Raw genomic sequence first — 14,096 nt, 5'->3', positions numbered from 1 at the left:
TGAGATCGAGGGTGCTCTGCCCGGCGGGCAGCACGACCTGCACGCCTTGACCGTCGGCGGTCTCCGGGTAGACGGTGCGCAGCACCTCGTGCCGGTCGACCACGTCGGCGACGGCCTGGCGCAGCGCGTCGGTGTCCAGGGTTCCGGTGAGCCGGACCGCGAGCGGGATGTTGTTCACCGCGGTCTGGTTGTCGAACCGGTTCAGGAACCACATCCGCTGCTGCGCCAGCGACAGCGGAATCCGGGACGGGCGCGGACCCGCGACGAGCTCGCGGCGGCGACCGCTGCCCTGGTGCGCCTCCACCCGCGCGGCCAGCGCGGCCACGGTGGGAGCCTCGAACAGCACACGGACCGGGATCCTGGTGTCCAGCGCCGCGCCGAGCCTGGCAACCACCTGGGTGGCGATCAGCGAGTTGCCGCCCAGATCGAAGAAGTCGTCGTCCAAGCCGACCGCGCGTTCGGCGTCCGCCAAGCCGAGCACCTCGGCGAAGGTGTCGGCCACGATCTCCTCGACCGGGGTGGACGGCGCGCGGAATTCCCGCGCCTCGAAGGCCGGTTCGGGCAGCGCGCGCCGGTCCAGCTTGCCGTTGGGGTTCAGCGGCATGGCGTCGAGCACCACGATCGCGGCGGGCACCATGTAGGACGGCAGCTGCGCGGACAGGTGCGCACGCAGCGCCCCGACGTCCACCGTCGCGCCGTTCGCGGGCACCACGTACCCGACCAATTGGTCACCGGTGTGCGCTTCGGATCGCACCAGCGCGACCGACTGCGCGACCGATTCGTGTGCGGTGAGCGCGGTTTCGATCTCGCCGAGCTCGATGCGCAGACCGCGCAGCTTCACCTGGAAGTCGGTGCGGCCCAAGTACTCGATGGAGCCGGTGGCATCCCGGCTGACCAGGTCACCGGTGCGGTACATCCGCGCGCCCGGCGCGCCGAACGGGTTGGCCACGAAGCGATCCGCGGTCAGGTCGGCGCGGCCGGAGTAGCCGCGGGCCAGCTGGTCGCCGGCGAGGTACAGCTCGCCCGCGACATTCGGCGGCACCGGATGCAGGCGCGCGTCCAGCACATACGCCTGCGCGTTCCACACCGGCAGGCCGATCGGGACCGCTCCCTCGACCCGGTCGGCGACCGGGCCGTGCGTGGCGTGCACGGTGAACTCGGTCGGGCCGTACAGGTTGTACAGCGCGGCGTCGCTCACCCGCCGGATGGCGACGACCGCGTCCGCGGTGAACGCCTCACCGGCGACGAACAGGGTCCGCAGCGAGGCGAGCGCGTCCGCGTCGGCCGGGTCGATGCCGCCGGCGAAGACGGTCAGCATGGACGGCACGAACGAGGTCATGGTGACCTGCTCGGCCGCGATCACCTCGGCGAGGTACTGCGGGTCGCGGTGCCCGTCCGGACTCGCCACGACGATGCGGCCGCCGGTGCTCAGCGGGCCGAACAGCTCCCACACCGAGACGTCGAAGGTCGCGGGGGTCTTGAACAGCACGACGTCGTCCGCGCCGATGCCGTATTCGCCGGTGATCCACCGGATCTGGTTGACGACCGCGACGTGCGGCACCGCGACACCCTTCGGGCGGCCGGTGGAGCCGGAGGTGAAGATCACGTACGCCGGGTGCTGCGGCCGCAGCGGCGCGGTGCGCTCGGCGTCGGTGATCGGCGCGTCCGAGTACCCGGACAGGTCCAGCTCGTCGACGCGCAGCGTGACGCGGCCCGTGCCGTCGAATGCGTCGCGCGCGGTGGTCAGCACGCAGATCGGGTCGGCCGAATCCAGCACGTAGTGCACGCGCTCGTCGGGCTGGTCCAGATCCAGCGGCACGTAGCCGCCACCGGCGGCGTGCACCGCGTAGGCCGCGACGACCAGATCGACCGATCGGCGCATACCCAGCGCGACCAGCGTCTCGGGGCCGACGCCCGACTCGACGAGTCGACGCGCCAAGCGCCGGACCTGGGAGCCGAATTCGGCGTAGGTAAGCGACTTTCCGGTGGCCGGGTCGACAACGGCGATCGCATCCGGTGTGGCCTCGGCCTGCGCGGCGAACTCCTCGACCAGCGTGCCCACCGGGCCGAGGTTGCGGGTGGTGTCGTTCCAGCCGCGCAGCGCCTGCTCGGCCTCGTGCTCGTCCAGCAGCGCGATATCGCCGATCGGCAGATCCGGTTCGGCGGCGACGGCCTTCAGCAGCCGGTCGAAGCGCCGCCCGAACTCCACCATGGTGGCAGGATCGAACAGATCGGTGGCGTAGATCAGCTCGGCGGTGATGCCGGCGGGGGCCGGACCTGTGCCGTTGGTCGCTCCGGCGGGCGCGGAGCCGCGCTCGGAGAGCACCAATTGCAGGTCGAACTTGGCGACGTCGATCGGCAGATCGACACCGCTCACCGTCAGACCGGGCAGCTCCAGGGTGTTCTGGCCGGTGTTCTGGAACGACAGCATCACCTGGAACAGCGGATGCCGCGCCTGCGACCGCGCCGGGTTCAGGATCTCCACCAGCCGCTCGAACGGCAGGTCCGCGTGTCCGAAGGCCGCGATATCGGTGGCGCGCACCGAGCGCAGCAGCTCGGTGAACGTCGCGTCGCTCTCGATCGGCGTCCGCAACACCAGGGTGTTGACGAACATGCCGATCAGGTCGTCGAGCGCGCGCTCGCCGCGCCCGGCGACCGGGGTGCCGATGGCGATGTCGTCCTCGCGAGACAGCCTGGACAGCAGGACGGCCAACGCGGTGTGCGCGACCATGAACAGCGTCGCACCCTTGGTGCGGGCGAGTTCGGTGAGGTGGGCGTGGGTTTCGGCGTCGATCTCGAACGTGTGTGTGGCGCCGCGGCCGGAGGCGACCGCCGGGCGCGGCCGGTCGGCGGGCAGATCCAGCTGCTCGGGCAGTCCGCGCAGGGTGTCCGACCAGAACGAGATCTGCTGGGCGATCACCGAATTCGGATCGTCCTCGGCGCCGAGCACCTGACGCTGCCACAGCGCGAAGTCCGCGTACTGCACCTCCAGCGGACGCCAGGCGGGCTCGCCGCCGTCGACGCGGGCGCCGTAGGCGGTCATCACGTCACGGGTGAGCGGACCCATGGAGAAGCCGTCGGCCGAGATGTGGTGCACCACGAGCGCGAGCACGTGCTCGGTCGGGCTGATCTCGAACAGCCTGGCGCGGAAGGGCACCTCGGCGGTCACGTCGAACGCGGTGCCCACCAGCTGCGAAAGCGCCTGCGGCAGTTCGGCTTCGGTGACATCGACCGGGGAGAGGTCGGGGATGACCTTGGCGGTGGGCACGGTCTGCTGGTGCGCGGTGCCGTCCACCTCGGGGTAGAACGTGCGCAGCGATTCGTGGCGGGCCAGCACGTCGGCGACCGCGATCTGCAACGCCTGCCGGTCCAGTAGACCGGACAGCCGCACCGCGGCCGGGATGTTGTCGACCGCCGAATCGGGATCGAAACGGTTGAGGAACCACATGCGCTGCTGCGCCAGCGACAGCGGGACCAGCTCGGGCCGCTGTTGCGGCGCCAGCGCCGCCCGTGCGCCAGCGCCCGCCTTGGTCTCCGCGCGGGCCGCGAGCGCGACCACCGTGGGTGCCTCGAACAGTTCACGGACGCCGAGGTCGGTGTCCAGCGCGGCGGACAGCCGGGCAGCGACCTGGGTGGCGGACAGCGAGTTGCCGCCGAGGGCGAAGAAGTCGTCGTCCAGGCCGACTCGCTCCAGGCCGAGCACGTCGGCGAAGGTGGCGGCGACGATCTCCTCGACCGGCGTGGTCGGGGCCCGGAAGACCGCGGCCTCGAAGACCGGCGCGGGCAGTGCCTTGCGGTCCAGCTTGCCGGAGGCGTTGAGCGGGAACTCGTCGAGCACGATCACCAGCGACGGCACCATGTACGCGGGCAATTGACGGGAGAGGTCTTCGCGGACCAGATCCGTGTCCAGCTGGGCGTCCGGCGCCGCGATGACGTACGCGACGAGCTGATCGCCTGTGTGCGCGTCGGAGCGCACCACCACGACCGCCTGCGCGACCTCGTCCAGTCCGGCCAGCGCGGACTCGATCTCGCCGAGCTCGATGCGCAGCCCCCGCAGCTTCACCTGGAAGTCGGTGCGGCCCAGGTATTCCAGCTCACCGTGCTCGGTCCAGGCCACCAGGTCACCGGTGCGGTACATCCGCGCACCGGGCTGTCCGTACGGGTTGGCGACGAACCGGTCACCGGTCAGGTCCGGCCGCGCGACGTAACCGCGCGCGAGCTGGGTACCCGCGAGGTACAGCTCACCCGCGACACCCACCGGAACCGGACGCAGCCGCGCATCCAGCACGTAGACCTGAGTGTTGAACACCGGCGCGCCGATCGGAACCGTGTCGGTGTCGGTATCCACCACCTCGTGGAAGGTGACGTCGACCGCGGCTTCGGTCGGACCGTACAGGTTGTGCAGCGCGGCACCGGTCAGCTCACGCAACCGGTGCGCGGGCTTCGGCGGCAGCGCTTCACCGGAGGCGAACACCAACCGGAGCGAAGCACACCGCGCGGCAGCGGCATCCGCCGCGGCGGGAGCGACGGGCCCGGAGGAGGAAGCCTGCGTAACCACGGAGGGACCCGCGTGCGACGCCATCGAACTCACGAACACCGCGAGCATGGACGGCACGAAGTGGGTGACGCTCACCCCCTCCGCGCTGATCACCTCGGCGAGGTAGGCCGGATCGCGATGCCCGTCCGGCTTCGCGACCACCAGGCGCGCGCCGATCTGCAACGGCCAGAAGAACTCCCACACCGACACGTCGAACGTCGCGGGCGTCTTCTGCAAGACCACGTCGTCGGCACGCAGCTGGTAGGCGGTCTGCATCCAGACCAGACGGTTGACGATCGCCTCGTGCGAGACCGCCACACCCTTGGGGCGACCGGTCGAACCGGAAGTGAAGATCACGTACGCGGTGTTCGACCCACGCAGCGGCGCACGGCGGTCGGCGTCGGTGATCGGTGCCTCCGACAGGCCCTTCAGGTCCAGCAGGTCGATGCGCACCTGCGCGGTGTCGATGTCCAGATCGCTGCCGGAGGTCAGCACGCAGACCGGATCGGCCGTGGCGAGAATGTATTCCGTGCGCTCGGCCGGGTGATCCGGGTCCAGCGGCACGTAAGAACCACCGGCCACGGCGACGGCGTACATGCCGACGACCAGATCGATGGAGCGCCGCATGCCCAGCGCCACATAGGATTCGGCGCCGACCCCGCGGGCGATCAGCCAGCGCGCCAGCTGGTTCACCCGCCAGGAGAACTCGGCGTAGGACAGACTTGTCCCCTCGAACGAGATCGCGGTCGCGTCGGGCGTGCGTTCGACCTGGTCGTAGAACATCGCGACCAGCGTCGCGGCCGAGTCCACCGGGTGCGCGGTGTCGTTCCAGCCGGACACCACGAGTTCGCGCTCGGCGGCGTCCAGCAGTTCGATGTCGCCCACCGAGACGTCGGGCTCGGTGGTGATCGCGGTGAGCACCCGGATCAGGCGGTCGGCGATGCGGCGCACCGTCTGCTCGTCGAACAGGTCGCGCAGATAGCCCGCGCGCACCCGCAGCCGCGAATCCAGCTGCGCGATCAGGGTCAGCGGGTAGTGCGTGGCGTCGGCCGCGTCCAGGCCGACCACCGCCATGCCGTCGATGTCCGCGGCCTGTGCTTGCAGACCCGCCGCGTCGACCGGGTAGGACTCGAAGACCACGAGGGTGTCGAACAGCCCGCCGACGCCCGCGGCGGACTGGATATCGGCCAGCCCGACGTAGTGGTGGTCGAGCAGGTCGGCCTGCTCGCCCTGAGTCCGAGTCAGCAACTCGCGCACGGACTCCGACGGATCGAACCGCACCCGCACCGGAACGGTGTTGATGAACAGGCCGACCATCGATTCCACGCCGGTCAGCTGCGCGGGACGCCCAGAGACGGTGGTGCCGAACAGCACGTCGTCGCGGCTGGTCATCCGGCCGATCAGAATGCCCCACGCGGTCTGCAAGACGGTGTTCGGCGTGACGCCGAGCGAACCGGCCAGCGCGGTCAGCCGCGCGGTGGACCTCTCGTCCAGGTCGAAGAAGTACTCACCGGACAGCGAGGTGATCTCGCGACCGGCGTCCGGGCGGGCCAGCAGGGTCGGCTCGCCGACGCCGCGCAGCGCGTCCGCCCACGCGGCCAGCGACGCCGCGTGATCCTGCTGCCGGGTCCAGTCCAGGAAGTGCCGGTAGGACCGGGCGGCGGGCAGCGCGGAGCTGTCCGCGTGCGCGGCGTAGAGCACCAGCAGGTCACGCATGAGCAGCGGCATGGACCAGCCGTCGAGCAGGATGTGGTGGTTGGATACCACGAACTGCCAGCGGTCGGGCGCGACCTGGATCAGCGTGAAACGGATCAGCGGCGGTGCGGTCAGGTCGAACCGCCGCATGCGGTCGGCCTCGATCAGGTCGGCCGCCGAACCGTCTTCGGTGCGGTCGTGCTCGGCCCACGCCACCCGGACACTGTCCAGCACGATCTGCACCGGGTTGCCGTCACGGTCGGTGACGAACGCGGTACGCAGGTTCTCGTAGCGGTCCACCAAAGCCTGTGCGGCCGAACGCAAACGGGCGGCGTCCACCCGTCCGGTGAGAGTCAGCACCGCCTGCGCGGTGTAGACGTCCACCGAGCTCGCGGCCAAGCGGGCGTGGAACAGCAGTCCGGCTTGCAACGCCGAGAGCGGCCAGACGTCGGCCAGCGCTCCGAAGCGCTGCTCCCAACCGTCGATGTCCCGCTGGGTACTGCGCACCAGCGCGAAGTCGGACGGGGTGTGTCCCCCCGCTCCGGTCGAATTGACGTGGCGGGCAACGGCTTCCAGTGCGGCGGTCCACAGCTCGCCGAACTCGCGCACGTCGGCGGCGGTCAGCAGGGTCGACGGGTAGCCGATATTGGCGGTCAGCTTGTCGCCGACCACGATCGCGTTCACGTCCAGCGGCGCCATCGCGGGCATGTCCGCGTCGTAGGCGCCACCCAGCGCGCCGAGTTCCGGCGCCGGGATCCAGCCGAAGCCGCGCAGCGACTCGGGCACGTCACCTTCGGAGACGCGGCCGAGGTAGTTGAAGCTCACCTGGCCGGGCAGTTCGCGCGGCAGCTCGGGGGCGGTCTCGGCGTTGAGGTAGCGCAGCAGGCCGTAGCCGAGGCCCTTGTCCGGCACGGCGAGCAGCTGCTCCTTGACCGCCTTGACGGCCATCCCCAGCGCGGGGCCGCCGGCGAACGCCGCGTCCACGTCGATGCCGGTCAGGTCGAAGGCCACCGGGTAGATCGCCGTGAACCAGCCGACGGTGCGCGAGAGGTCCGCACCAGCCACCACGTCCTCTTCGCGGCCGTGGCCCTCGAGGCGGACCAGCAGCGAGTCCTCGCCGCGAGTGCCAACCCGGCGCGCCCGCCACTTCGCGGTGGCCAGCGCCAGCGCGGTGAGCAGGCCGTCGTTCACGCCGCCGTGGAACAGCGCCGGAACCGTGGTGAGCAGGGCCTTGGTGACCTCGGCGGACACCTCGACCTGAAGCTTCTCGATGACGCCCGAGGTGTCCAGGGCGGGATCCATCGGACGCTCGGTGAGCAGTGGATCGGGCGTGCCGACCACCGAACGCCAGTAGTCGAGTTCGGCCACCCGCTCGGGGCTTGCGGCCTCCCGTTCCATGGCGTGCGCCCAGGCGCGCATGGAGGTCGCGGGCGCGACCAGCTCCGGCGTCTGGCCCGCGGTCCGCTGACCCCACGCGGTGACGAAGTCCGGCACCAGGATGCGCCATGAAACGCCGTCCACCACCAGGTGGTGGGCGACGACGATCAGTCGTCCGGCGCGATCGGCGGACGAGGGCTCCAGCCAGACGAACCGGATGACCACGCCGGCAGCCGGATCGAGCCGGTCCAGCGACTCGTCCAGCGCGGCCGAGGCGATCTCGACCAGCTCGGCATCGGTAACGCCCGCGTCGAACTCGGTGCGGTCGATCAGCGCGTCCACCTCGACCGTGCCCGGCGCGGCGGTCTGGACGACCCAGTCGTCGCCGTCGCGGCGCAGGCTCGCCCGCAGCATGTCGTGCCGATCGATGACAGCGCTTACCGTCGCCACGATTCCCGATCGATCGATGCCGACCGGCAGCTCCAGCGCGAGCGTCTGGTTGAACCGGCCGAACGAGCCGCGCCGCTCGGCCATGAACCGGACCACCGGCGTCAACGGCATGGTGCCGATACCGCCCCCAGGCGGCTCGGCGAGCGTCACGGCCGACGCCTCGGCGGCCTCGGCGGTTTCCGCGACGGCGGCCAGCCCGGCCACCGTGCGCTGCTCGAAGACGTGCCGCGGGGTGAACACCACGCCGCGCGCCTTGGCTCGCGAGACCAGCTGGATGGAGACGATGCTGTCGCCACCGAGCGCGAAGAACGAGTCGTCCACGCCGACGCGCTCCACACCGAGCACTTCGGCGAACACCTCGGCGATGGTCTGCTCGACCGGCGTGCGCGCCGCGCGGAACACGACCTCGGTCGCGAACACCGGCTCCGGCAGCGCCTTGCGGTCCAGCTTGCCCACCGGGGTGAGCGGAACGTGGTCGATCACCATGATCGACGAGGGCACCATGTAGGCGGGCAGGCGCTCCTCGACATGCGCGGTCAGCGCCGGGACGTCGATCGAATGACCCTGCGCGGCAACGACATACGACACCAGCGACACCGCGCCCGCGGCGTTCTTGTGCCCGAGCGTCACCGCGAAGTCGACTGTCTCGTGCGCGGCGAGCGCGGCGTCGATCTCGCCGAGCTCGATGCGGAAACCGCGCACCTTCACCTGGAAGTCGGAGCGGCCGACGTATTCGACCTCGCCGGTGCGCGGCCCACCCGTCGCCCGGCCACCGCCTCCCATCGAATCGCTTCGCGATCCAGGCAGCCATCTCACCACGTCGCCGGTGCGGTACATCCGCGCGCCGGGGACGTACGGGTTGGCGACGAACCGCTCGGCCGACAGGCCCGGTCGCGCGTGGTAGCCACGCGCCAGCTGGATGCCCGACAGATACAGCTCACCTGCGACACCCACCGGAACGGGCCGCAGCTGGGCGTCCAGGATCAGCGACTGCATGCCGCGGGTCGGGCCGCCGATGGTGACCAGATCGCCGGGCGCGAGCGCGTCGCTGATGTTGGTCATAATCGTGGTCTCGGTCGGGCCGTAGCCGTTGTGGAAGCGGCGGCCCGAACCGTCCGGCGCGCCACCCCACTTGGTGACCAGGTCGGCGGGCACGGCTTCACCGCCCGCCACGATCACCCGCATACCGGCCAGCGCGGCCGAATCCAGCGACGCGAGCACCGACGGGGTGATGAAGGCGTGCGTGACCCGCTCGGCGCGAATCAGCTCGGACAGTTCCTCGCCGCCGTAGACGCCGGGCGGGCAGACCACCAGGGTGCCGCCGCGGCCGATCGCGAGCAGGAATTCCAGGATCGAGGCGTCGAAGCTCGGCGACGCGAAATGCAATGCGCGCGTGTCGGAATCGACGTCGTAGCGAGCGTTCTGCTCGTCCCGGAAGTTCGCCAGGCCCGCGTGGGTGACCACGACGCCCTTGGGCAAACCGGTGGAACCGGAGGTGTAGATGACGTAGGCCGGATGCTCTGGCCGCAACGGACGCACCCGATCGGCGTCGGTGACCGCGGCACTGTCGAACTGGGAGAGCTCCAGCTCGTCCAGCACCAGCCACTCGACCGATTCGGGCAGGTCGGCGCGCACCGACGCGACGGTCAGACCTATCGGCGAACCGGAGTCGGTGACCATGTGCGCGATGCGGTCGGCGGGGTAGGTCGGGTCGATCGGCACGAACGCGCCGCCGGACTTGGTGACCGCCCATTCGGCGAGGTACGACACGTCCGACCGCGGCACGGCGACGGCGACCAGATCCTCGGTGCCGATGCCGCGTTCGATCAGCAGGCGGGCCAGGCGGTTCGACCGCTCGTCCAGCTCGCCGTAAGAGAGACTTCTCCCCTGGAACACCACCGCGGGCGCTTGCGGGTCGATGGCCACGGCCTCGGCGATCAGGTCGGGAAGAGTCCGCGCCGGAGTCGCCGCCGCACCGGTGCGGGCGACCAGATCGGCGCGCTCCGCCGCGTCCAGCACATCGATGGCGCCGACGGCGATCGCCGGATCGGCCGCGACGGCATCGAGCACGCGCTCCCACCGGTCCACGATGCCCACCGCGGTCGACTCGTCGAACAGTTCGGTGGCGTAGGTGAGCGCCAAAGCCATGGCGCCCGAACCGGATTCGGCGAGAGTGAACTGCAGGTCGAAGCGTGCGACGTTCTCTTCAAGGTCCAGCGCGGACACCGAAAGACCCGGCAGCTCCAAGGTGGTGCGCTCCAGGTTCTGGAACGCCAGCATCACCTGGAACAGCGGGTTGCGCGCCTGCGAGCGTTCCGGCGCGAGCAGTTCCACCAGCCGCTCGAACGGCACGTCGGCGTTGCCGTACGCGTCCAGGTCGGTGCGGCGCACCCGGTCGAGCAGCTCGGCGAACGACTCGCCGGGCTCGATCCCGGTCCGCAGCACCAGCGTGTTGACGAACATGCCTATTACGTCGTCGAGTTCGGCTTCGCCTCGGCCCGCGATCGGGGTGCCGACCGCGATGTCGTCGCCGCCGGACAAACGCGACAGCAGGACGGCCAGCGCGCCGTGCATGACCATGAACAGCGAGGCCCCGCGCTGCCGCGCGAGTTCCTCCAGCGCGGCGATCAGCTCGCCGGGCAGCTCACGATGCAGCGTCGCGCCGCGGTGCGAGGCAATGGCCGGACGCGGGCGATCCGAGGGCAGGGCCAGCTCGTCGGGGACGCCATCGAGCGCGCGCCGCCAGTGCGCGACCTGCTTCGCCAGGAGCGAGTCGGGATCCTCCTCCGACCCCAGGATCTCGCGCTGCCACACGGCGAAGTCGGCGTACTGCACCGCCAGCGGCGCCCAACCGGGGGCCGCACCGGTGCTGCGCGCGGTGTAGGCGGTCATCACGTCGCGGGTCAGCGGCCCCATGGAGAAACCGTCGGCCGCGATGTGGTGCACCACGACGACGAGCACGTGCTCGTCGGGCCCGGCCGCGTACAGCTGGGTACGCAGCGGAACCTCTTCGGCCACATCGAATCCGGTGGTGACGAACTCGGTCACCGCCGCGGTCAGCCGCGCCGGGTCCACGAGGACCGGATGCAGGTCCAGGGTGATGTCCTCGGCGGGCACGATCACCTGGACCGGGGTGCCGCCGTGCTCGGGGTAGCGGGTGCGCAGTGACTCGTGGCGGCGCACCACGTCGGCGACCGCCAGATGCAGCGCCTCGACGTCGAGGGCGCCGGTGAGCCTTATGGCGATCGGCAAGTTGTAGGCCGACGAGGCGGTGTCGTACTTGTTCAGGAACCACATGCGCTGCTGCGCGAACGACAGCGGCACCAGTTCGTCGGCGGCCCGCTCGCGAGCGGCCAGGCGGGCACGGGCGGCGCCGTCGGCGTGCGATTCCACCCTCGCGGCAAGGGCTTCCACGGTGGAGGCCTCGAACAGGGTACGCACCGCGACGGTGGCGCCGAGCGCGGCCCCGATGCGGGCGACCACCCTGGTCGCGATCAGTGAGTTGCCGCCGAGGTCGAAGAAGTCGTCGTCCACGCCGACCCGCTCCAGGCCGAGCACGTCGGCGAACACCGCGGCCACGATCTCCTGCACCGGGGTGACCGGCGCGCGGAAGGCACGCGCCTGCGCCGTCGGGGCGGGCAGCGCGCGGCGGTCCAGCTTCCCGTTGACGGTCAGCGGAATCCACTCCAGCCGCACCATGGCCGAGGGCACCATGTAGGACGGCAACTGCTCGGCGGCGCCGTCGCGGACTGCGTCGAGCACCGGCTCGACGCCCGGTTCGGCGACCACGTAGGCGACGATCCGCTGATCGCCGGGCTGGTCCTCGCGCACGATCACCGCGGCCTGGGCGATGCCGGGCTGGGCGAGGATCGCCGATTCGATCTCGCCGAGCTCGATGCGGAAGCCACGCACCTTCACCTGGTCGTCGGCGCGGCCGAGGTACTCCAGCTCACCGAAACGGTTCCAGCGCGCGAGGTCACCGGAGCGGTACAGCCGCTCGCCCGGCGCGTCACCCATCGGGTTGGCTACGAAGCGAGTGGCCGACAGGTCGGGACGGCCGAGGTAGCCGCGAGCCAATTGCGGGCCCGCCACATACATTTCGCCCGCGACGCCCACGGGCACCGGACGCATCCTGTTGTCGAGCACGTACACCCGCAGACCGGCGATGGCGCGGCCGACCACACTGCCGGAGGCGGCGGCGATGGTCGCGGCGTCCAGCGCGCGGTAGGACACGTGCACCGTGGTCTCGGTGATGCCGTACATGTTGACCAGCACCGGCCCGGCGGCAGCGGCGGGGCCGGAGGCGGCGGTCCGGGTAACGGCGGACGCCGCATCGGCACTGCCGTCACCGTGGCGCGCCACCCAGTCCGACAGCCTGCGCAGCTCCAGCGCCTCACCGCCGAACACCACGTAGCGCAGCGCCAGCGGCGCGGCTTCCGGCGCGGCGTTCCGGTCCGCCTCCGCCAGCTGATAGAACGCAGACGGGGTCTGGTTGAGCACCGTGACGCGTTCGGCGCGCAACAGTTCCAGGAACTGTTCGGGCGAGCGCGAGGTGTAGTAGTCGACCACCACCAGGGTGCCGCCGAACAGCAGCGGGCCCCACAGCTCCCACACCGAGAAGTCGAAGGCGTAGCTGTGGAACAGCGTCCACACATCATCGGGCCCGAAACCGAAGTCGCGGTCGGTGTTCGCGAACAGCCGCACCACATTGCGGTGCGCGACCGCGACGCCCTTCGGGCGACCGGTCGAGCCGGAGGTGTAGATCACATACGCGACGTTGTCGGGGGTGAGCGCGGCGTTCCGGTCGCCGTTGGTGATCGGCGCGTCGTCGGCGTCCTCGACATTGCCGGTCTCCACCGCGAAACCGTCCAGCACCACGGCGGGCAGCCCGTCCGGAACCGCCACCTGCACCGTGGAATCGAGTACCACGCTGGTCGGCCGGGAATCGGCGAGCACGTAGGCGATGCGGTCGGCCGGGTAGGTCGGGTCCACCGGCACGTAGCCCGCGCCGGTCTTGACCACGGCCAGCATCGCGACCACCAGGTCCAGCGACCGCGGCAGGATCACCGCGACCAGCGTCTCCGGTCCCGCGCCGTCGGTGATCAGCCTGCGCGCCAGCACGTTCGCCCGCCGGTCCAGCTCGGCGTAGGTCAGCGTCTCCACGCCGAAGCGGGCCGCGACGCGGTCCGGGTGCGCGGCGACGGCGGCGCCGAACAGGCTCACCAGGGTGGCGTTCGGGGCAGTGAACGCGCCAGTACCGGCGGCGTCGGCGCCGGAGGACACCCAGCGCTGCGAGACGTCGAGACGCTCGCCCTCGCCGAGCAGATCGATGTCGCCGACGGCGATCTCCGGATCCTCGGCGATACCGCGCAGGATGCGCACGAAACGGTCGGCGAAGGCGGCCACCGTTTCCGGGTCGAACAGGTCGGTGGCGTAGTTCCAGGACAGCGTCAGCCCGCCGTCGGCGGCCTCGCCGACGGTGAGCTGCACGTCGAATTTCGCCGTGCCCGGGTCGAAGTCGACCACCGCGACGTCCAGACCGGGCAGCGCGACGGCGCCCAGGTCGGCGGCCGAGGCGGCCTCGAAGGTCAGCGCGACCTGGAACAGCGGATGGTGCGCTTGCGAGCGCATCGGGCTGATCACGTCCACCAACCGCTCGAACGGCACGTCCGCGTTGGCGAAGGCGGCCAGGTCGGTGCGGCGCACCTGATCGAGCAGCTCACCGAAGCGGGCGCCCGGTTCGACCTGGCTGCGCAGCACCAGCGTGTTGACGAACATGCCGACGACGTCATCGAGCGCGCGTTCGCCGCGACCGGCGATCGGGGTGCCGATCGCGATGTCGGTGCTGTTGGACAGCCTGCCCGCCCAAGCGGCGAGCGCGGCGTGCACGACCATGAACAGCGTCACGCCGCGGGCGCGGGCCAGCTCGGTCAGCGCGTCGTGCACCTCGGCGTCGACCGAGAAGTTGTGCGTGCCACCGGCATTGGAGGCTATTTCGGGCCGGGGCCGGTCGGCGGGCAGCTCGATCTGGTCGGGC

1 protein-coding gene (cut by both window edges) is annotated in these 14,096 nt (G+C 70.9%); it reads right to left on the bottom strand.

All 14,096 nt of this window come from inside a single coding sequence — locus AB0M45_RS07600, non-ribosomal peptide synthase/polyketide synthase (RefSeq protein ID WP_364323991.1), on the bottom strand. Of the gene's 43,962 coding nucleotides, 13,445 precede the window and 16,421 follow it; the stretch shown corresponds to coding positions 13,446–27,541 — codons 4,482 (partial) to 9,181 (partial); reading right to left, the first codon wholly in view occupies positions 14,093 to 14,095. Both the start codon and the stop codon lie outside the window.

The organism is Nocardia sp. NPDC051787 (assembly GCF_040681325.1).
In the GTDB taxonomy this organism is placed as follows: Bacteria; Actinomycetota; Actinomycetes; order Mycobacteriales; family Mycobacteriaceae; genus Nocardia.
Note: the sequence above shows the minus strand (reverse complement) of the source record. Positions and strands in the feature narration are given on the sequence as shown.